The 20446-nt window shown below is 55.4% G+C and carries 24 protein-coding genes; 13 read left to right on the top strand and 11 right to left on the bottom strand.

Annotation, left to right across the window (positions count from 1 at the left end; genetic code table 11):
• Positions 1-23: 23 nt before the first annotated feature.
• On the bottom strand, positions 24-923 hold the full coding sequence (locus BA066_02760; protein ID RDD53774.1) for a homoserine kinase: 900 nt from the start codon (positions 921-923) through the stop codon (positions 24-26).
• On the bottom strand, positions 920-2101 hold the full coding sequence (locus BA066_02755) for a threonine synthase (protein RDD53773.1): 1182 nt from the start codon (positions 2099-2101) through the stop codon (positions 920-922). The genes BA066_02760 and BA066_02755 overlap by 4 nt, the downstream gene beginning before the upstream one ends.
• 60 nt (positions 2102-2161) lie before the next feature.
• Here BA066_02755 and BA066_02750 point away from each other — a divergent pair, with 60 nt between their 5' ends.
• Both BA066_02750 and BA066_02745 read left to right on the top strand, forming a co-directional pair.
• A complete protein-coding gene (locus tag BA066_02750; GenBank protein ID RDD53772.1) occupies positions 2162-3466 on the top strand; it encodes an aminotransferase class I/II-fold pyridoxal phosphate-dependent enzyme in 1305 nt (434 codons plus the stop codon).
• A gap of 7 nt (positions 3467-3473) precedes the next feature.
• Positions 3474-4214 carry a hypothetical protein gene (locus BA066_02745; protein RDD53771.1) on the top strand — a complete coding sequence of 247 codons (741 nt, stop codon included), beginning with the start codon at positions 3474-3476 and terminating at the stop codon, positions 4212-4214.
• A gap of 93 nt (positions 4215-4307) precedes the next feature.
• Here BA066_02745 and BA066_02740 read toward each other — a convergent pair whose 3' ends face one another.
• A complete protein-coding gene (locus BA066_02740; GenBank protein RDD53770.1) occupies positions 4308-4694 on the bottom strand; it encodes a hypothetical protein in 387 nt (128 codons plus the stop codon).
• Here BA066_02740 and BA066_02735 point away from each other — a divergent pair.
• Together BA066_02735 and BA066_02730 are read left to right on the top strand one after the other, a co-directional pair.
• Positions 4694-5215: a hypothetical protein gene (locus BA066_02735; GenBank protein ID RDD53769.1), complete on the top strand. Its 522-nt coding sequence runs from the start codon at positions 4694-4696 to the stop codon at positions 5213-5215. The genes BA066_02740 and BA066_02735 overlap by 1 nt on opposite strands.
• 38 nt (positions 5216-5253) lie before the next feature.
• Positions 5254-6261 carry a lactate utilization protein gene (locus BA066_02730; protein RDD53768.1) on the top strand — a complete coding sequence of 336 codons (1008 nt, stop codon included), beginning with the start codon at positions 5254-5256 and terminating at the stop codon, positions 6259-6261.
• A 4-nt stretch (positions 6262-6265) separates the two neighbouring features.
• Here the strand turns inward: BA066_02730 and BA066_02725 are convergent, their stop codons facing one another.
• Complete coding sequence (locus BA066_02725) at positions 6266-7471, bottom strand: lactate utilization protein (GenBank protein ID RDD53767.1); 1206 nt, start codon at positions 7469-7471, stop codon at positions 6266-6268.
• Positions 7468-8418: a (Fe-S)-binding protein gene (locus BA066_02720; GenBank protein RDD53766.1), complete on the bottom strand. Its 951-nt coding sequence runs from the start codon at positions 8416-8418 to the stop codon at positions 7468-7470. The genes BA066_02725 and BA066_02720 overlap by 4 nt, the downstream gene beginning before the upstream one ends.
• 150 nt (positions 8419-8568) lie before the next feature.
• On the opposite strand from BA066_02720, the gene BA066_02715 reads away from it, so the two are divergent.
• From BA066_02715 to BA066_02705, 3 genes are read left to right on the top strand one after another with little or no spacing between them, the layout of a single operon-like run.
• A complete protein-coding gene (locus BA066_02715) occupies positions 8569-8811 on the top strand; it encodes a sulfurtransferase TusA family protein (protein ID RDD53765.1) in 243 nt (80 codons plus the stop codon).
• A gap of 12 nt (positions 8812-8823) precedes the next feature.
• Entirely contained in the window at positions 8824-9963 is a 1140-nt protein-coding gene (locus BA066_02710; GenBank protein RDD53764.1) for an NAD(P)/FAD-dependent oxidoreductase, read from the top strand.
• Position 9964: 1 nt separating this feature from the next.
• Positions 9965-10402: a DUF1641 domain-containing protein gene (locus BA066_02705; protein ID RDD53763.1), complete on the top strand. Its 438-nt coding sequence runs from the start codon at positions 9965-9967 to the stop codon at positions 10400-10402.
• Positions 10403-10404: 2 nt separating this feature from the next.
• On the opposite strand, the gene BA066_02700 is transcribed toward BA066_02705, so the two are convergent.
• Positions 10405-11487, bottom strand: coding sequence for a cystathionine gamma-synthase family protein (locus BA066_02700; GenBank protein RDD53762.1), 1083 nt, complete (start codon positions 11485-11487; stop codon positions 10405-10407).
• Between the two features lie 60 nt (positions 11488-11547).
• Between BA066_02700 and BA066_02695 the strand changes: the two genes are divergently transcribed.
• Positions 11548-12099, top strand: coding sequence for a CBS domain-containing protein (locus BA066_02695; GenBank protein RDD53761.1), 552 nt, complete (start codon positions 11548-11550; stop codon positions 12097-12099).
• Here the strand turns inward: BA066_02695 and BA066_02690 are convergent.
• The gene (locus BA066_02690; protein ID RDD53760.1) at positions 12077-13528 is read right to left on the bottom strand and encodes a hypothetical protein; all 1452 of its coding nucleotides are present in this window, start codon (positions 13526-13528) and stop codon (positions 12077-12079) included. The genes BA066_02695 and BA066_02690 overlap by 23 nt on opposite strands.
• Before the next feature lie 44 nt (positions 13529-13572).
• Between BA066_02690 and BA066_02685 the strand changes: the two genes are divergently transcribed.
• Positions 13573-13932, top strand: a complete 360-nt coding sequence (locus BA066_02685; GenBank protein RDD53759.1) for a DUF2703 domain-containing protein — start codon at positions 13573-13575, stop codon at positions 13930-13932.
• The gene (locus BA066_02680) at positions 13925-14710 is read left to right on the top strand and encodes an HD domain-containing protein (GenBank protein ID RDD53758.1); all 786 of its coding nucleotides are present in this window, start codon (positions 13925-13927) and stop codon (positions 14708-14710) included. The genes BA066_02685 and BA066_02680 overlap by 8 nt, the downstream gene beginning before the upstream one ends.
• 15 nt (positions 14711-14725) lie before the next feature.
• Here the strand turns inward: BA066_02680 and BA066_02675 are convergent, their stop codons facing one another.
• Positions 14726-15193 (bottom strand): peroxiredoxin family protein, encoded by a 468-nt coding sequence (locus tag BA066_02675; protein RDD53757.1) that lies wholly within the window; start codon positions 15191-15193, stop codon positions 14726-14728.
• Positions 15194-15320: 127 nt separating this feature from the next.
• Positions 15321-15911: a hypothetical protein gene (locus BA066_02670; protein RDD53756.1), complete on the bottom strand. Its 591-nt coding sequence runs from the start codon at positions 15909-15911 to the stop codon at positions 15321-15323.
• A gap of 57 nt (positions 15912-15968) precedes the next feature.
• Here BA066_02670 and BA066_02665 point away from each other — a divergent pair, with 57 nt between their 5' ends.
• From BA066_02665 to BA066_02655, 3 genes are all read left to right on the top strand, one after another.
• A complete protein-coding gene (locus BA066_02665; protein ID RDD53755.1) occupies positions 15969-16757 on the top strand; it encodes an NAD+ synthase in 789 nt (262 codons plus the stop codon).
• On the top strand, positions 16754-17344 hold the full coding sequence (locus tag BA066_02660; GenBank protein ID RDD53754.1) for a uracil-DNA glycosylase: 591 nt from the start codon (positions 16754-16756) through the stop codon (positions 17342-17344). The genes BA066_02665 and BA066_02660 overlap by 4 nt, the downstream gene beginning before the upstream one ends.
• A 116-nt stretch (positions 17345-17460) precedes the next feature.
• Positions 17461-18762, top strand: coding sequence for a glutamine synthetase (locus tag BA066_02655; GenBank protein RDD53753.1), 1302 nt, complete (start codon positions 17461-17463; stop codon positions 18760-18762).
• Between the two features lie 259 nt (positions 18763-19021).
• Here the strand turns inward: BA066_02655 and BA066_02650 are convergent, their stop codons facing one another.
• Both BA066_02650 and BA066_02645 read right to left on the bottom strand, forming a co-directional pair.
• Positions 19022-19738, bottom strand: coding sequence for a hypothetical protein (locus tag BA066_02650; GenBank protein RDD53752.1), 717 nt, complete (start codon positions 19736-19738; stop codon positions 19022-19024).
• Positions 19739-20029: 291 nt separating this feature from the next.
• Positions 20030-20446: IS607 family transposase (locus tag BA066_02645; GenBank protein ID RDD53751.1), on the bottom strand; the 417-nt coding region annotated here is incomplete at its 5' end.

The raw sequence follows: 20446 nt of genomic DNA, 5'->3' as shown, positions 1-20446 counted from the left end.
CAGCTTAAAAAGTCTGAGGATCGTCATACAGCCGAGGCCCCCTCCGCGGGGGAGGTCTCCACCACGGTCGCGGGGATCCCGAGCTCCCTGCACTTATTCCTCATCCCCTCCGAGATCGCATCGCATTCCTCACAGAGTATGAGTATGGCCGGTCCCGCCCCGCTTATGGAGGCACCGAGAGCCCCCAAGTTCAGGGCCTCCCTTTTGAGCTCATCGAGCCCCGGGATGAGGCTAGCCCTAACCTCATCAACGAAGGAGTAGCTCATCCCCTCGCCGAACATCCTAGCGTCCCCCAGGGCGAGGCCCAGGAGCAGGAGCGAGAGGTGGGAGCAGTGCTTCATGAACTTCTCAAATGGGACATCCCTCGGGATGACGCTCCTCATGTACCCTGTCTTACTCTCGGGCACCTCGACCCACGGGATGAGGAGGAGAAACCTGAAGTCGGGCCTGAACCTGATTATCTCATCGCCTAAAACGACCAATCCCCCGATGAGTGACGGGGCCACGTTATCGGCGTGAGGCGATCCCGAGGCGGCCCTCTCACCCTCGCTTGCGGCCCTCACTAGATCATCCTCGCTGAGGATGCCCCCGAGCGCCTCATCTATGGCCTTGACCGTGGCCGCCGCGGAGGCGCCGCTGCTCCCGAGACCCCTTCGAGGGGGCACGCCCTTCCATATCCTTATTATGGCATCCATCCTTTGCTCTGCGATTCGCAGGGCCGCTCTGGCAGCCTCTGCGGCGGAGTTCATCTCACCGAGGGGTATGGAGGACGCGTAGGGACCCCTGACCTCGACCACCCTGGCATAACCCCTCCCGCTGACAAGCTCGACATCGACCACATCGTGGAAGGCATCCAGAGCTATTCCCATCAGGTCGTAACCGGGTCCCAGGTTCGCGCTCGAGCAGTAGGCCCTCACCCTCACGTCATCGCCCCCCTCAGGAAGTTGATGGCCTCTTCGCTGTCCCTCACCCTCACTGCGTCCGGGAACGGCAGTATGTCCGGATCCTTCAGGGCATGACCCGTCGCCACCAGAACGACCGTATCTCCGGGATCTATCTCCTCACCCAGGAGTTTGAGGTAGGCAGCGTATGGGGAGGCTGATGCTGGCTCCACTCCAATTCCCATTCTTCCAAGTCTTCTTTGGGCCTCTAAGATCTCCTGATCGCTCACCTCGACGGCCAGACCGTCGCTCTCCCTGAGGGCCCTCATGGCCTTCGGCCAGTTGACCGGTCTCCCTATCCTTATGGCCGTGGCAATCGTCTCGGGATTATCTGTGAAAAGGGGCTCATCCCTCCCCTCCCTGTAAGCTCTGACTATGGGGGAGGCCCCCTCAGCCTGCACACCGATGAGCCTGGGGAGCTCATCAACCAGCCCGATGTCCCTCAGTTCCTTGAACCCCTTCCAAATCGCGGATATGTTGCCGGCGTTGCCCACGGGCAGCACGACCCAGTCCGGGATCCCTATCTCATCAGCAATCTCATAGGCCAGCGTCTTCTGACCCTCCAGCCTCCAGGGGTTGAATGAGTTGAGTGGATAGAGGCCCAGGCTCCTTCCCGATGCCCCCATGACCGCCCTCAGTGCGTCATCGAAGGATCCCTCTATCTCCAGCACGACGGCCCCGTGAAGGGCCGCCTGAGCCAGCTTCCCCTTAGCGACCTTCCCCTTGGGAAGCACCACGAAGCTCTTCAAACCAGCTCTGGCGGCGTATGCCGACATTGAAGCGGCAGTGTTTCCTGTGGAGGCGCACACAACACTTCTCACCCCGATCTCCCTGGCCAAGCTGATGGCGACGGACATGCCCCTGTCCTTGAAGGATCCCGTCGGGTTCAGTCCCTCGAACTTGACGAGCAGCCTGCCTTCCAGATCCACCAGAGGGGTCCCTCCCTCACCCATCGTCACTTGCGATCTCACCTTCGGCAGGAGCTCCCTGTACCTCCAGACGCCCATCCTCCTGGACCTGAAAAGCTCCCAGGATACATCAGGAACGCTCTTGAGTCTCGCCTCCAACAAACCGTCGCACTTAGGGCACCTCATGAGCCAGGCATCCGCCTCGTACGAGGATCCGCAGTCGATGCACTTGAGCTCGTACCCCTGGAGCATCGGGCATCCCTCACCGACTGATTAATAACTTATCACCTCAGCACAGCTTGGGGTGGTAAGCTGGATCCGCTCGAGGCCTACAGGAAGGTTCAATCCTCAATATTGGAGCATCATGAGTGGTTCGATTCATCACTTCCCATGATAGCGAGTGAGAACGTGACCAGTCCGGCTGTCAGGAGGGCGATGACATCGGATTTCGGCCATAGGTACGCGGAGGGTTGGGTTGGGGAGAGGGTGTACGCGGGCACTAAGTACATAGATGAGGTTGAGTCCATCGCCATGGAGCTCGTTAAGAGGATATTCAACGTGAGGTTCGCGGATGTCAGACCTATAAGCGGTGTTGTCGCAAATCTCTCGGTTTACACGGCTTTCACCCAGCCTGGGGACGTAGTCATGGCCCTTCCCATCACTAAGGGGGGGCACATAAGCATGGGCCCCCTGAGGGGGAGCGAGGGTCAGTTCATAGGGGGCACGGCAGGGGCGGTGAGGGGACTGGACGTCAGGTACCTGGCATTCGATGACCAGAACATGAACATAGATGTCGATAAGAGCCTTAGGAGAATAGAGGAGAACAAGCCGAAGCTTGTTATACTGGGAGGGAGCGTGATACTCTTCCCCCACCCTGTCAGGGAACTGCTTGATGCCTGCAGATCCGTTGGGGCCCTGGTACACTACGATGCGGCTCACGTGGCTGGTCTGATAGCCGGCAAGCAGTTCCAGCGGCCGATCGAGGAGGGGGCCGATGTCATGACGATGAGCACGCATAAGACGTTCTTCGGACCTCAGCATGGTGCGGTGGTGACGAACGATGAGGAGCTATTCGAGAGAATAAAGCTGGCGAACTTCCCAGGGTTGCTGAGCAATCACCACCTTCATGCCGTGGCGGCCCTGGCGCTGGCCGCCGCGGAGATGCTGGCCTTCGGTGAGGATTACGCGAGGCAGGTGGTGAGGAACGCCAAGTTCCTGGCTCAGGCCCTGCACGACGAGGGCTTCGCGGTGGTGGCAGAGCACCTGGGCTTCACAGAGACACATCAGGTGCTCTTGGATGTCGACGCTTTGGGGGGCGGCTACAGGTGCGAGAAGCTGCTGGAGGAGGCCAACATAATAGTGAACAGGAACCTCCTGCCCTGGGATATAAAGAGGGGAAGGAGCTTCAGGGATCCCGGAGGTCTGAGGCTTGGGGTGGCTGAGATCACCAGGCTTGGGATGCGTGAGGATGAGATGAGGGAAATAGCGAGACTCTACAGGAAGGTGCTGCTGGAAAGGGAGGATCCCAGGAAGGTCGCGGAGATGGTGAGCGAGCTCAGGAGAAGGTTCAGGACCGTGAAGTACGCCTTTGAGGAGGGTCCCGCCTACGAGTATTGAGCGGCTCGTGAGGGATAGGTCCAGGGGATCCCTGGAGATATTCGAGGAGGCCCTGAACATATTGCTCGATTCTCGGGATCCCTGCGGGGAGGCCAGGCTTCTAGCCGATGCTCATCCTGAGATGTCGGCGATCCAGTACCTGGCCAGAGCCGCCTGCAGGGGATCATTGAGGAGGCTCAAGGAGTTCTTCGATGGCTCCAAGGAGCTGCTGGCCAAGACCTGCGCTGGCTACCTGAGGGAGCTTGGGGTTGAGAGCGTGGCAACGCTCAGCAGGAGCTCGGCCGTGATCAGCTGCATAAGGGATTGCGGGGCGGGCGAGGTCATAGTCGCTGAGTCCCTCCCCGGTGGGGAGGGAGCGGAGACAGCTAGGATCCTGAGAGGGGAGGGCTTCTCCGTGATCCTCGTGAGGGACTCCCTGCTTCCTTGGATGGCGGCGAAGAGGGGGGCGCTGGGGCTCGTCGGAGCGGACAGGGTCACGAGAACTCACCTGATAAACAAGGCCGGAACATTCGCCTTGGCCTCAGCGATTCCGACTATAGCCGTCCCCGGGTTACTGAAGCTGCATGATGGTCCCTACGAGCTGCGTGAGGTGAGCGAGGACAGGGAGGGGGTGAGGTACGTGGAGTGCGCGTTCGACGAGACCCCCTTGGACAGGTTCCTCCGCATAATCTTCGAGGGTCTGATCCTGCGACACGATGAGGTGGGAAGGGCCTTTGATGCGCTGGACAGCTTGATAGGATCCATCTGATCCGAGGTCATTCATCGAAGCCATCAGCGGTTTTATGGGGTTCCTCGGCTGCTCATAATTTCGGGCTTGAGAGATGCACTGCCAGCTCGCTTGCTAAGGAAGGAATGGCTTGAGAGAGCGCATTAGACCCTCCCTTGGGGTTAGGGCTGAGAGTGCGAGCAGCCCGAGGAAGAGCTTCACCAGGATCGTTATGAACCAGGCGATCAGCGATATTATCGCGGCCCTGAGCCAGCCAACTCCGAACCAGGACTTCAGAACCCAGATCCAAAGCAGCAGCGTTATTAGCTTCTCCAGGGGGCCTAGGGGTGTGAAAGAGAAGATGAGGTAGAGGATCGATTCTATGATCGACCAGATGAACGCTAAGGCTAACACGGAGAGGAAACCCTTCTCCTTGTCCCTCGGTAAGAGCAACTTCTGGGACAGCCATATGATGATGCTGCTCAGGAGGAGGGTCACTATGAAGCTCAGCACCGCTTGCAATGGATCACCGATCCGCCGCCCTAAGGGACATTATTAAAACTTTGGTGATCCGAAGCGCTCGCGTTACCATGCATCCCGGGCGCAGGGTCGTGATCCCCAAGGAGGTCCTGAGGGATATAGTTGAGCACGCGAGGGAGGAGGCGCCTAGAGAGGCCTGTGGCCTACTCCTTGGATCCTCAGAGGGATCCGATGTCGTGATCAAGGTCAATTATAGGGCAGAGAACGTGAGCGAGTCCGAGTTCCTGTACGAGGTGAGTCCATATGATATCTACAGGGCCCTGAAGGAGGCGGAGTCCTCGGGCATGGAGCTCGTGGGGGTGTATCACAGCCACCCCCTGGGGGAGCCTATTCCCTCTCCCATCGACGTCGAGAGGGCCGTGCCGGGCCTCGTGTACCTGATAGTCTCGCGTGGTGATCTCAGGGCCTTCGAACTTGTTGAGGGCGAGCTCAGGGAGGTTGAGGTCTCCATCGATGGGGGTGATCCACCGGCCAGCATCAATCCCAGCGCCCCGCGCACGTGAACTTTTTATCTTCCCTCGACCGAAGCCCGGGAGCGAATATGGGCCTGCTCCTCTCACTGGCCGGAACGCTGACCGAAAGCCCCGGGCCTAGGTCCAGCTTGGAGCTGGTTGACTGGATCCTCTCGGGGAGGCTGACTGGGAGACTGGCTGATCTCCTGCTCAGCTCCTACACCTTTTGCGGGGATGCGCCGGATGATCTCTCGGGTCTGGTGAGACTCACTACCGAGCTCAGGGAGAGGGTCATGTCGAACCTGGACTCCCTGCTAGCCTCCGTCTGCAGGGAGCTGGAGGAGAATAGGATGAGGTGCTACATCGCTGAGACCCGTGATGAGGCCAGGAAGATAGTTGGGGAGATCGTGGGCAGCGGGAAGATCGTTTTCAAATCCTTCGCCCTGACGCTGGAGGAGTGCGGCATAGGGGAGCATCTGTCTCGCATTGGAAACGAGGTTCACGACGCGGAATTCCCAATTTTGGCCAAGGGTCTTGGGAGATTTGAGGATCTCAGCACCTACAGGGGGAAAATAGAGAGGGCAGATTTCGGGATCACGGATGCGGCATCCCTCTCTGTAGACCCAGGGGCTCTCTTCCTACTCCCCAGGAGCGGCCTGGAGAGGCTCATCTCGATGGTCCCACCGAGGCACGTGGCCCTGGTGGGCTTGGATCAGCTGGCGCGCAGCTACGAGGAGGGATTCAGGATTGTGGAGCTGGCGATGAAGCTTGATAGGAGCCTGAGCTACGCTGGAGTGGTTGGTGGTCCGAGCAAGACAGGGGATATCGAGAAGAAGATAGTCTACGGTGCCCATGGACCTAGGGAAGTGCACGTGGTTCTCTTAGACGATGGTAGGAGGGAGGCAGCTGTGAGGAGTCCCCTGAAGGAGGCGCTCGCACTTCCCTCCCTGGGGAAGATCCCCTGCCGTCAGCTATGGCCCTTCTGGAGGGAGATTCTCGGAATAGAAGGTTCTAAGGAGCTATCAAAATCCCTTTTGGCGGGTAATGAGACAAGGTATCTTGGCATCGATATCGGGCACCTGCTGGAGGCTCTATGAGGGATTAAGGCCTAACTCCTTCGCTCCTGGTCGGCATAGATCCTCCTGGTCCGCTCATGATCCTGCTCCTGAGGCCCCTGAGTATCCTAGGTTGATCTATTCCCATCGGACAGGCCTCCTTGCACCTGCCGCAGAGGAGGCAGGCGAAGGAGTGCTTCAAGGCCTCCTCCTTGCTCCCCGTGATGTACTCCCATATGACCCCTATTCCCCCCGAGTAAACGGACTTGAGTCCTCCCCAGTAGCCCCCCACTATCCAGAAGACGGGGCAGAGGTACTGGCAGGCGCCGCACCTGAGGCAGAGGAGGGCCTCCCTCAGGAGCGGATCCCCGGAACTCTCAACCCTCCCATTGTCCAGGAAGATCACGTGGAGCTCCTCAGGTCCCACACCGTCCCTCTGAGGTCCCCTAACCATGTTGACGTAGGAGGAGACCTTGTAGCCGTTGTACCTCGTTATCACCTCGATGATCCTCCAAGCGTCCTCCACAGTCGGTACCACCTTCTCCATGCCAACTAGGATTATGTGTTTTCTGGGGAGAGATATGGAGAGCCTTATGTTAGACTCATTCTCTATTATGAAGGCTAATCCCTCATCGGCCGCGAGGGCGTTAGCGCCGCTGATCCCAACGTCCGCCTCGAAGTACTTCCTCCTCAGGAACCCCCTGACGAGGGATACCATGCCCTCTATATCATCCTCATCGACCTCAACCCCCAGGAATCCCCTGAGGAACTCGGCCACCCTCTCCCTGGTCAGGTGGATTGACACCGATATGAAATGCATGGACTTGGGCCCCATGAACTGGACCAGGAACTCGCCCAGGTCCGTCTCATAAACCTCCTTACCCCTCTCAGTCAGGTGCTCCCTGAGCCTCACCTCATCGCTCGTTATGCTCTTCCCCTTAACGACGACCCTCCCCTCTCCGACCACCTCATCGACTATCCTCCTGACCTCCTGCGGGGTCCTGGCCAGGTAAGCCCTGCCCCCGTTCCTCTCGACGCTCTCCATGGCCGTCTTGGTTAGCTCCTCCATGCGCTCCAGGGAGCTCTCCTTAACCCTCCTCACGCTCCGCGCCAGCTCGCCCAATTGTGGGTACCTAGCTAGGACATCCTTCCTCAGCCTCCAGTAGGAGAGGTTGGCCCTATCGAGCGATAACCTGAGGAAGTCGTTGGAGCTGGCATCAGCCAAAAGCCTGCTGACTTCTGCAAGGTTCATAGCAGCACCTCCGCGAGATCCAGAACCCTGACTCCCTCACCCTTCGACTCCCTCTCTAAGTTCACCAGGCATATAGGACAGGAAACCACGATGAAGTTCGATCCAGTGGATTTGAGCTCCTCTACCCTCTTCTTAGCGATCTCCGAGGATAGCCTCGGGAATATGGACTCTATTGGTCCTCCGCAGCATCCAGTGAACTCCTTGGAGAACTCCGGCTCCCTGAGGTGAATTCCCGCCCTCTCTAGGAGCTCCCTGGGCTGTTCAATCAGACCGTTCCACCTCGCGAGGTAACAGGGATCGTGCAGGCTGACCTCGATCCCCTCAGAGCGCCTGGGCCGGTAACCCCTCTCCACCAGCACCTCGGTGTAGTGAACCACCTCCAAGTCGACACCGCTGACGTACTCGCTGAGCAGGTATCTGAGCATGTAGGTGCTGTGGGGGTCAACGGTTATCACCTTCTTGGCCCCCGCCTCAGCTAACCTCTCGGCCACCCTCTTGACCTGTGCCTCGAAGAGGTGATCCATCCCCAGATCGTGGTAGAGGACTCCATTGTATGGTTCCTCCCTGATGTAAGCGAAATCGACGCCGGAATTCCTGAGGGCTAGAGCTATGCTTCTAAGTATGCCTAGGTACCTCTTCCTCCCCCTCCCTATGAGCCCGATGAGCTTGGCGGAATCCAAGCCGATGGAGAGCATCGACGCATCCAGCCTAATGGCTAGGTCTAGGACACCATGTCCCAGGGATTCCAGCCTCCTCAGCAGATCCGAGAATGCCCTTATCTGGGGGATCATCTGATAGAGGCATCCCGTGTAGAGTACGGTCTCTCCCCTCTCGGGGACTCCCAATCCCCTGGCCCAATCCCCGCAGCTACCTTCCCTGACACCCAGCGGGTTTCCGGCCCTGGCAGCGTTCATCTCGAGCAGCTTCCTCAGAGCCTCCAGGTCCATGTCGCGCCGGGTCACGCCCAGACTAAATAAACTTGACCCTCAGCGCGGGCGGCATCGCCTAACGGTTCAGCGCTTCAACGCATCTGGACGATCGTTCGGACACGCAAAAGGTTAATATTGGACCTGTTAGCCTTCCTTTGAGGTGATGCCATGTCCGAGATCAAGCCCACAGTCACCGTTGATGCCAGGGGTCTGACCTGCCCGGGTCCCCTAACGAACCTCATAAAGGCTTACAGGAAGGCCAACGTGGGTGATGTCATCGAAGTACTGGCCACGGATCCCGGTTTCAAGCCTGATCTCGAGGCCTGGGCCAGGAGGACCGGGAATGAGATAATAAGTGTGAGCGAGGAGGGAGGAACCATAAGGGCATTGATAAGGGTTTCCTCGAAGTGAAAGGTGTCTAGAATGCCCAAAAAGCTCCTGATAGTTGGAGGGGGAGATGGAGGAACCATACTGGCTAACAGGCTGGCCAGGAGAGTTAAGCGCGATGATCTTGAGATAGAGGTGATAGATAAGGAAGAGACGCACTTCTATCAGCCCGGGTTCCTCTTCGTGGCCTTCGGCGAGGCTGATAGGAGGAGCATAAGTAAACAGAGGGCCAGGCTTTACTCCCCGGGGGTCAGGTTCACAAGGGCTGAGGTTAGGAGGATAGATCTGGGCAGGAGGGAGGTGGAGCTGAAGGACGGTGGGAGGAAGTCTTATGACTACCTAGTGATAGCCACCGGATCCGCTCTAAACTATGATGACATACCGGGGTTCAAGGAGGGGGCCAATCACATATGGACATTGGAGGATGCCGAGAGACTCCATCAGGCCCTAAAGAACTTCAAGGGAGGGAGTGTTGTGATCGGCGTGGGCGGGCTCACCTACAAGTGCCCAGTGGCACCATTGGAGATCGCATTCCTGACCGATGAGTTCCTGAGATCCAGGGGACTTAGGGAGAAGAGCGAGATAAAGTTCGTCTCCCCCTTGGAGAGGCCCTACGGCCCTAGGCTCCTGAACAGAGTGATAGTTGAGAGTATGAAGGAGAGGGGAATAGAGCCCGTGACCTTCTTCACGGTGGATAGCATAGATCCTCAGAGGAGGGAGGTCCACTCGCTTGAGGGGGATAGCCTCAAGTACGACATGCTGATACTCTCCCCACCTCACAGGGGGGCGGAGGTCATCCTCAACTCCGGTATAGGAGATGATGAGGGATGGATCCCGGTGGATAGGCACTACCTGAGGATAAGGGATTATGATGACGCCTTCGCCATAGGAGATGCCACAAATCTACCTGTGCCGAAGACCGGGGTCATAGCGCACTTCGAGGCCTCCACCGTGGCGGACAATCTTTACTACGAGCTGAGGGGGATGGAGAGGAGATCAATGTTCGATGGGCAGAGCTTCTGCATAATAGAGATGGGGAGGGAACAGGCCTCGGCTCAGGTTTCGAACTACTACTACACGGAGGCCCCGGGCCTCATACCAACGAGGGTGCTTCACCTGGCGAAGCTCTCGATGAACACGATGTATTGGACCTGCATACTGGGCGGTTACATATGAGGTGATTGGTATGAGTGAGAGCTTGAAGCATTTGGAGGAGATCCTGTCGGATGAGAAGAGGGCTGAGGGACTGAAGACATTTTTGGATAGGATTGATAGCCTCAATCACCTCCTGGACAGGCTCGAGCTCTTCATAGGATCGGGGATGGTGGATGAGCTCCTAGGCATGCTGTTCTCACTCATGGCCCTGGAGAGGGCCTTCATGAAGGAGGAGATGATAGAGGAGCTCGCAGAGCTATCCGGAAGACTGACTTTCTTGATCTCCCCGAGGTGCATGTCCGAGCTGAGGGATGCCCTTGATAGCAAGGAGAGACTCGGCTTGCTGGGCCTCCTAAGGAAGCTCAGGGATCCTGACGTCCAGAGGGGGCTCGCCATAATGATGGATGTCCTCAAGGTGATAGGGAAGTGCAATAAGGAGTGTCAGGCCAGGAGGGAGTAGCCCTAAGAGCTCCTCAGGGCCGCGTCCAGGTCCTCCATCAGGACCTCCGGGTCCTCCAGACCCACGGACAACCTCACCAATTTTTCATCTATCCCCATCCTCTCGACGAGGTCCGGCGGGAGGTTCGAGGCGATTGATGCCCTCGGTATCGTTGCCAGCGACCTGTAGGCACCGAAGCTAGTCGCCGGCCTCACCCTCCTCAGGTTGATCAGGAATCTCCTGGCATCTCCCCTGATCCTGAAGGAGATAACCCCCCCGAAGAGGTTGCCGAAAAGCCTCCTCGCGATCATGTGATCCCTGTGGCTCTCCAGTCCCGGATAAATGACCTCCTCTACCCTCTCATGATCCTGAAGCCACCTAGCTATCATAATCGCATTCTCGGAGTGCCTTCTGACCCTCAACTCGAGTGTGATCAGACCTCTGGAGGTCATGAAGGCCCTCAGCGGATCCATTATGTTTCCCAATCTCCTTCTCCATTCCCAAAGTTCTGAGAGATCATCACCGGAGATGACACCACCGAATACGTCATTGGTCCCAGAGATGTACTTTGTCGTGCTCTGAACTGAGTATTGCGAGAGATGAGCTGGCCTGAGCAATACGGGGGTGGCCAGCGTATTATCCACAGCCAGGGAGGAGTTGGAGTCCCTGCAGATCTCGCTCAGGGCATGCAGATCCGGTACCCTGAGCATCGGGTTGGTTATCGATTCTGTGAGGACCAGGGATCCTTGGGGGATGCTACTCAGCTCATCGGTCCCGCGCAGCTCTACGTCGAATCCCAGTTCCCTCAGACTCAGGGCCAGGCTCACAGTTGCTGAGTAGGAGTCTATATTGACCACTATTCTCCTCCTACGATTCGCAAGGAGTAGTGTTGATATTGCCGCCATCCCGCTGTTGAACGCTAGGCAATCCTTGAATCCGTCAAGCCTGGCTATCTCATGCTCCAGCTCCCTCACGGTCGGGTTCTCCTCCCGCGAGTACTTCAGCTCCTTACCCCTATCCGAGACGCTGGACTCCCCGGACGGTAGAGGATTCTGGAAAGTGGCCGTCATATATATGGGGACCTCTATCGGATGGAAGATCGACATAGGATTGGCCCGGGATCACCGACTTAAAAGTTTAAATAATAAATGATTCCCATTTGAATCATGCTCAGGGATCTGAGCCACATCGCCAAGGAGAGGAGAGCCCTCGGATTGAGCCAGAGGGAGCTCGCGAGGATGGCTGGTGTGAGCCAGTCCCTGATATCTAAGGTTGAAAGGGGTCAGGTGGTTCCGAACTATGAGATAGCCCTGAGGATAATCAGGGCCCTTGAGCTCGCTAGGGAGCTGAAGGGAGTTCCCAAGGTGAGGGATATAATGAGCCATCCAGTTATAAGCGTCTCCCCCAGGGATAGCGTTAAGAGAGCTGTCTCCCTCATGTTGGAGAACGGGATCTCACAGCTTCCCGTGATCTCAGGAGATAGGGTCATCGGATCCGTGACTGAGGAATCCATAATGAACAGAATAGGCTCAATATCAGCCGACACACCCATTGAGGATGTGATGGGAGGCCCGCTCCCCATACTGCCGGCCGACGCGTCCGTGTCCCTGGCCAGGGAGGTGCTCCAATTCTACCCGGCCGTGCTGATCCAAGAGAACGGGAGGGTTATCGGAATAGTGACGAAGTCCGACATCCTCAGGAACCTCGAGAGGATCTGATGCCGGGAAGCAGGAGGTAGGAGTATATGAGGAGGAACTCCGCCATCGAGAAGGCTATGTCGAGTGCCTGATTGTTTGAGAGCCATCTAGTCAGGAAGCCCTCTACCAGGGCGGCATAAAGGAGCAGAATAAGCGAGAGGACCGTCAAGTTCACTGAACCCATGACGACGCTGCTCGCATTGGACCACCTCTCCCCTCCCCTCAGTAACTGCCTGAAGGTCCTCATGGAGATCGATGTGGCCATGAATATGGAGGTGAGCTCAGGTATCCCGTGGGGGAGTATGAGTAGGGCAACCCTGATAGGGTCCTGGAGGGATGTCACGAGCCCCACAAGGATGCCGTTGGTCACCAGCGTCACTAATGGCATGAAGAGGAGGGGCGCAGTGCCCAACGTGACTATCACCACCCTCAGGTTGTTCAGGAATATTAGGGAGGAGAGTGCTAGGGGGTTCAACTCGCCTGGTACGAGATCCCTACCGAAGAACTCCCTTATCAGGCTCTCCATCCACTCGGGCCTCAGATAGTACGCTAGGAGCGATGAGAGCATGAAAAGGATGAAGGACAGCAGGAAGTAGCCCGCTGAGGACCTGAACTCCTTGGGGGCCTCCCTGAGCACGTAGCTGAGCCCGCAAGTCCTCTCAGCTTTACGGGAGAGGAAGGCCCTTATTATCATGGCCCTGCTCCTCAGCACATCCCCAAATCCATCTCCACATAGCTCGGCCGCCCTCTCATAAACCCTTGCGATACCCTCAGCTCCAAGCAGGCTGATCTGAAGTGAGGGATTCAAGATCAGGTAGGTCAGCTTATCTACGAGCTCCTCATCCCCCTGATCCCGGAGGATCTCAGCCACCTGATCCCTCAGGCTGGTCTCAATGCGCATCCCCTTGAGCTCCCTCAAGGAGACCTCTAACTCCGGTAACAGGGCCCTCAGAATGCTCCTCCTCAGCTCCCTGGCCAGCTGTGATTCCCCTTTAGGGAGCTCCACTCTAATGAACTTCTCCGAGACCACTGCCGTCCCGGCGAGGGAATCACCGATTCTCCTCCCTCCCCTCAGGATCAGGAGGGATAGGTAGAGGGTCAGCATATCCGAGAGCCTGAAGAGGTTCCTGATGAAGGACTCCCTCATCGAGACGGCCCTCATCTCGCTCAAGGATATGACCCTGAGACCGAGCGCCCTCTTGCCCACTGTGGTGGACGTGAGGCCCTCCAACAGGGTGAAGTAGAGCACTAGGACGATCGGGATCGTGGAGAGGAGGAGCATAAGACCCATCAAGCTCTCTAGTGAGGTAGTGAGCATTATCGGGATGCTCAAGAGGAGTTGAATCGCTGAAACTATGAGCAGATCTATCAGGTGAGCCAGTATCCTCTCTGAGACGTCCGAGGTCCTCAAACCGATCAGAGGATCGCTCGAGCCATGGGAATGCATCATATAGCACTCACTCGGGATGGAGTGTGATGACGGAAAGATAAAAAATGGGGTGCCTCACCATTAAGCTTATGAGCGGGAGAGCCAAGGTCACGGTCTACTACACGCCCGAGTGCCCCGCAGATGAGCTGCTCAGGGAGCTCAGGGAGGCCCTCTCGGAGGCCGGGATATCTCATGAGATAGAGGAGATCACCCTAGTGAACGATGAGGAGGCGGCTGAGCACAAGATATTGGGCGTGCCAACCGTCAGGATAAATGGAGTTGATGTGGATCCGAACTTCGAGGACAAGGGAGTCTACAGGGCCGCTTGCACCAGGATATACAAGTGGGAGGGGAGGATATACAGCTACCCTCCCAAGGGGATGATAGTGGAGGCCCTCAGGAGGCTGGGGCTCCTCGGTGAGTGAGGAAGCGGACATGAACTTCGAGATCGAGAGGGAGATAGCGAGCTACTTGGAGGGCTCGGAGAAGCTGATGGGGGTCTTCAAGCGCCTGAGGGAGGATCCCAGGATCAAGGGGCTCCTGGACATGTCTAACATAGTGCTGGTTCACAGACTGAAGTACAACGATCACGGCTTAACTCATGCGATGATAACGACTAGGAACTCCCTGAAGATACTCGACATATTGGGGCCTGAGATCGTGGTCACCGAGGACTGGCGCGACTTCGAGGATTCGAAGCTCATAGTCATGGTGGCTAGCTTCCTTCATGACATAGGGAATGCAGTGCACAGGGAGGAGCACGAGCTGCTGAGCGTTACCCTAGCGAGGCCCCTGGTGGAGGAGATCCTCAGGGATTACTACGGTGATCCGGCCAAGGAGGTGAAGATAGCTAGCATGATACTCGAGGCAATCATGTGTCACATGGGGAGATTCGAGCCCACCAGCATAGAGGCGGGCGTGGTGGCCACGGCTGATGGCTGCGACATGGAGAAGGAGAGGGCGAGGATTCCCTTCCAGCTGGGCCGCCATGACATTCACAAGTTCTCGGCACTGGCCGTTGAGGAGGTTAGGATAAGCAGGGGGGAGGAGAAGCCGCTGAGGATCACAGTCGGCATGAGGGATCCAAGCGGGACCTTCCAGGTGGAGGAGATCCTCCTGAAGAAGATAAGGGGTGTCAGGTTCGAGGGGTTCGTTGAGGTCTACGCGGAGATAGCTGGTTTGGAGAGGATAAGGTTCATATAAAAATGGGAAAATTGTTCAAATGAATAGAACTATGGCGTCCTCACTGGCCATTTCCAGGAATGTTGTGGCCCCGACTATGTCGTCGACCTCATCTATCAGCTGCTCCCTCTTCAACCCCATCAGCTCAACCGTGTTGGAGCAAGCGTAAAACTTGACGCCAAGCTCCTTGCACTCCCTTATCATCTCCCTGATGGATGACATGTTTATGGCCTTTATCCTCCTCTTCATCATGCTGGTCGCGAGCGCGGTCATCCCTGGTATCATGCCGAGTATGTTCGGCATGCCGAGCGCGGGGTTGCCCACGGGCGATATCTTCAGCTTGTCAACGGTATCCTTCCTTATTATGTTGAGCCCCCAGAACGTGAAGAAAACACCCACCTCCAGACCCATGGCCGCCCCGACTTGGGCAAGTATCAATGGGGGATAGGCCATGTCAAGGGTACCCTTGCTGGCTATTATCAGGAGCTTCTTCGCCTTGGGCACGGGACCACCCTCGCCAGCATCGAGGCCCTGAATTAAACTTTTATGGCACAGTCGTACAGTATAAGATTTGAAGGTCAAAGGATGCGAGTCAATTTGATCCCGGCTCCATGCATTTGAGCGGGAGCCCTCACCAGTAACTTCTAGCCCTACGGGGTCTCCTCCTAGGGATCACGGGCCTCTCGTAGAGGTAGCTGTTGATGAACCCGGAGATAAGGAGGGCTCCTGAGAGCAGGATCGCCAGGTACTTCCCGGTACCCTCCCCCCACTTGACGTAACCCTGCTCCCCGCCCAAATCCAGCATGAGGGTTGCGGCCCTGGGGGCCTCCGTTGCCAGGAAGGAGAACTCGAAGAGGAGGAAGGAAACGAACACCAGAGCTGCTGCTGCGAAGTAAGCCCTTGAGGATCTCCCCAGCAGGGCATATATTGATATCAGGAAGGCAAGGGATAGAGTGGTCGTGCAGAGCGTTAGGAAGAACCTAGTCAGCCCTATCCTGTGCGCAACTCCAGGTGGAAGCCTTCCCTCCTCGGACAACCACTTGAAGGTTTCGAGAGATAATCCGAGAGAGGAGGTGTTTCCAGATGACCATACGAAAGTGATCGGATTCCCATTGTACTTGAAGAAGCCTCCTACGCCTGGAAGATAGCCCTCCATCCACCACCAAGTCGTCATGAATGTGAGGAGGAACAGCAGGAGTGAGAGGATCCCCACCCAGTTCATCTCAACACCACATGCCTGCGCGTTAAGGCGTAAATAAGGTTGATTTCCCCTCACCCTATGCTGACCCTGGACTCCCTGAGGATAGACCTGGAGAACGCGGAGAAGGTGATAGTGGGGTTCATAAGGGGAATGGTAGCGGGATCTAAGGCGAAAGGTGTTGTTTTAGGCGTTAGCGGAGGGGTTGACTCGACTGTGCTCGCCTATCTATGCGTCAGGGCCCTGGGAAAGGAGAGGGTCCACGGCATGATACTGCCGGACTCGAGGGTGACGCCGAGGAGGGATGTGGATGACTCACTCGAGGTCGTCGAGAGGTTGGGGATCAACTACTGGTATAGGGACATAGCGGATATAGTGGAGAGCTGCGAGAGGTCCGAGTTCTTCATGAAGGATCAAAAGCTGGCTCTTGGGAACTTAAGGGCCAGGATAAGGATGTCCCTGCTCTATTACATTGCCAACTCCAGGAACCTGCTCGTGGCCGGCAGCAGCGACAGGAGCGAGCTTCTGATAGGCTACTTCACCAAGTACGGGGATGGGGCCGCGGACCTCCTGCCCATCGGGGATCTCTACAAGACTCAGGTGAGGTGGTTGGCCGAGAGGCTTGGGGTGCCCGATGGCATCGCCCGGAAACCAAGCAGCCCGGCTCTCTGGGAGGGTCAGACCGCTGAGGGAGAGATAGGCATGCCTTATGAGAGGGTAGATCTGATACTTCATGCCATATTCGACCTTAAGATGGATCCAGATGATCTCAGGGAGCACTTCGGGTCTGATGTTGACAGGGTCCTTGAGATGCACTCGAGGAGCGCCCATAAAAGGACGATGCCCCCGATAGCTAGGGTAAGAGTTTGAGGCTGGAGGAGATAGCCGAGAGCGTAAGGAAGTGCCGGAAGTGCCCCTTACATGCGAGCAGGAAGAATGCGGTGCCAGGGGAGGGAAATGAGAGAGCAAGGATCATGTTCGTTGGCGAGGCCCCAGGAAGGAGCGAGGATGAGGTGGGAAGACCATTCGTAGGCGCTGCCGGGAGGCTACTAGAGGAGCTGCTCACTTCTATAGGGCTCAGGAGGCAGGAGGTCTTCATAACCAACGTGGTGAAGTGCAGACCGCCAAACAACAGGGATCCAAGGCAGGAGGAGATAGAGGCCTGCCTCCCCTACCTCATCGAGCAGGTCTCAGCGGTGGATCCCGAGATCTTAGTTGCGCTCGGAAGGCACAGCGCGGGCGTCCTCCTGGGGAGGGTGGGGGGAGTATCCATAATGAGGGTGAGGGGAAGGGTCCATGAGGTCGAGGTCTTCGGGAGGCCCAGGAAGGTGATGCCAACATTGCATCCCGCAGCGGCCCTCTACAACCCCGGACTCAGATCGCTACTCGAGGAGGACTTCGAGAAGCTGAGAGGGCTGATCAAAAGCAGGATCTCCGGGCTAGAGGACTGGATCTGAGCTTTCAATCCTGGGGAGGGCCTGTCTCGGTCGCCGATGCCGATCCATCCCATGTTTTCAAATATTTCATCGATTTCAGGGGTAAGAGATTTATTGGCTCCCGCTGCAGGAGCTTCATGCGTGATCCCGGGGAGTTAGCCGGATTGATCGATGAGGGGAGAATAAGCAAGCTGGAGCTGGAGTACGTGGATATACTGGGATATCTGAGGAGCACCCTCATGTCCGCCCAGAAGTTCTTGCAATCTGGATCCGGATCCTTCGATGCCAGCAGCGTGAAGATGTCTGAGATACACAGGAGCGATGCCACACTGATCCCAGACCTCTCGACCTCCATCCTTATCGGGGACACCTGCAGGATCCTCTGCGAGATATGGGAGGACATGGGGAGCAGGAGATCGAGCATGGATCCCAGGTTCGTGGCTGAGAGGGCGGAGAGCTTCCTCGCTGCAGAAGGGTACAGAGGATATGTGGGTGCCGAGATAGAGTTCTTCGTCCTCAGGGAGGACCTGAGACCTGTATCCCCGCCCTGGTCGGAGGGGAGGGTCAGCTACATGGCGGCGCCGCCCCTGGACCCCCTGAGGGATCTGGAGATCGACTTGATGAGGGAGCTAGCGGACATCAAGCTCAAGCCCGAGGTGATGCATCATGAGGTCTCAAGCGGACAGTTGGAGGTCTCTCTGGCTGCGGATTGTCTGCTCAGGTCGGCTGATTCCGTGGTGAGGGCCAAGAGGGCCATAAGGGAGGTCTCAATGAGGAGGGGTCTCATAGCCACTTTCATGCCGAAACCCCTCCCCAGGACGAACGGTAGCGGTATGCACTTCCACATAAGCCTCTGGGACTCCAAGGGTGAGAGGAACCTTTTTTACGACGAGGATGATGATTACGCTGAGATAAGCCAGCTGGCAAGGTATTTCATAGGCGGTGTTCTGGAGCACATACGCTCGCTCGCTGCACTGGTGGCGCCCACGGTTAACAGCTACAGGAGACTGGTTCCCGGTTTCGAGGCCCCGGTTTACGCGAGCTGGGGGAGGGCCAACAGGAGCGCGGCTATAAGGGTTCCCATCTACAGGAGGGGGGTCAGCAGGTCGAAGAGGATAGAGTTCAGGGTTCCGGATCCGAGCTGCAATCCCTACTTAGCTTTCTCAGCTGTCTTCCTGGCCGGGCTTGATGGTGTGAGGAGGAAGGTGGATCCAGGTGATCCGGCTGACTTCAACGTTTACGAGAGCAAAATTGATTCCAAGAGACTTCCTAGAAGCCTCCAAGAGGCTCTTGATGAGCTTGAAAGCGATAATTCTTATCTTAGGCCGGCTGTAGACAGCGAGCTGCTGGACAGGTACTTAGAGCTCAAGAGGAAGGAAGCGCTCGAGCTGAGCGAGTGGCCCAGCGAGTTCGAGTACAGGGCGTACCTGATGGTCTAGGGGTTCAGCTTACATAGGGATTAGTAATCCTATGTAAGCCTTGGGATTCATCAGGCTCAGCCACCCTCTTGAGTTCATAGGGGGCATATCATTGCCCTTATCCCCATTCGTGGTAACCCCTCCCAGAGTCTTCATTAATGCAACTCTCCGCCTTTTCATCGACCTTAATAAAGGTCTCAAAACCAAGCGGAAGAATTTGCTCGGACTCTGTGGAAAACCACACATTTTAAGATATATATTTATTGCTCCATTCAGCTGTCTATCTAGTTTCTATTCCACATTTTGTACACCTAACTACCCGTCCCTTTCGGAGCTTTATCATTCTTCCTCCACACATGGGACAGGTAGAAGAAGTATACCTAGGATTCACTAGTTTTACTTCAGATTTATAGCTCATGCATCGAACTATTTGCTTCCAATTTTGTTTATTAATATCTCTATTATGCTTCTTAGAACGATTGTACATGCTGTCCTTATTAAGGTCTTCAAAGCCATGAATTGCGTTTGGAAACTCATTAGTCAATTCTTTAGTTAATTTATGTACAAAATCCTTTGCTCTATTCTTTTCCCTTTCTCCATGTTTTGCAACTACAAGTTCAACTGAACGCTTCTTACTTGCTATACTCTGTGCTTTCCTTCTCTTTATCTCATGTACTCTATGAACATGATATAATCTACTCAAATCGATTTTCACCCATCCGTACTTCAGTGAAAAACCATTAAGGCTATACATATTCAAGTCCCAACCTATGTATTCGAATTTCTTCCTCTCCTTTAAAGGCACTCTAAAAGTTATGAGTAACTCGCCTTCCTTCAGTATCAGCTCTCCTAAATAATATCCTTCAACTCTATTCTTAAACCATGCCTTTGTCAAATCAAATTCTAGATAAAGCTCTCCCGGCTTAATTGTTATCCTGATCCTTCCATCTTTATACCTATAGAGAGTTTCTTTAACTCTTACAAAAAGTTTTCTCACAATTGGTTTTCTCTCCTTCTTCCTTTAATATAATTTCTTCTCCAAGACTCCAAAATAGAGTAAGCAACTTTTATTGAAGAATCAACATAATGAGAAGCATAGCTCCAGTCTTCTAGCAGTGAATTTCTTAACTCTTTCTTAAATTCTTTTCCAGCTGGTAATCTTGGCAGCCATCTTCTATTTTTCTTAGTCCATGTAATGTTATTCCAAATTATGTCTATTGCTTTCTGCAGTAAAGAGTTGTAACTAAGTAAGAATTCTTTAACGTCATAGTTGTGCTTAATTTTATAGCTAATTATCTTGTAAGAGCCGTTTTGCACCTTCAACCACCTTCCTATACTTATGGCTCCTCATGCCATAGAGCTTACCAGCGAAATGAGAGATAATCGTTATTAAATCCTCTACTAATTCTTCTTGTGGTGCCTTCTCTTCTTGATTTATTATAATAATTTCAGTACCATAGCTCTGGAAGAACTGCTGAAGTATCTTAAAACCAAACCTTGTCAACCTATCTTGATAAGCTATAATAACTTTTGAAACCTCTCTATTCATCACAATTTTGAGGAGTTTTTGAAAGCCCTTTCTATCCTCTTTCAAACCACTACCAATGTCCTTAAGGATTTCAATGCTCCATCCATGTTCTTTCGCATACTGGCTTATCATCTCAATTTGTCTCTCTAAGTCATCCCTCTGGGTATAAGATGACAC

The organism is Candidatus Korarchaeota archaeon NZ13-K, from assembly GCA_003344655.1.
Lineage (GTDB): Archaea > Korarchaeota > Korarchaeia > Korarchaeales > Korarchaeaceae > Korarchaeum.
Note: the sequence above shows the minus strand (reverse complement) of the source record. Positions and strands in the feature narration are given on the sequence as shown.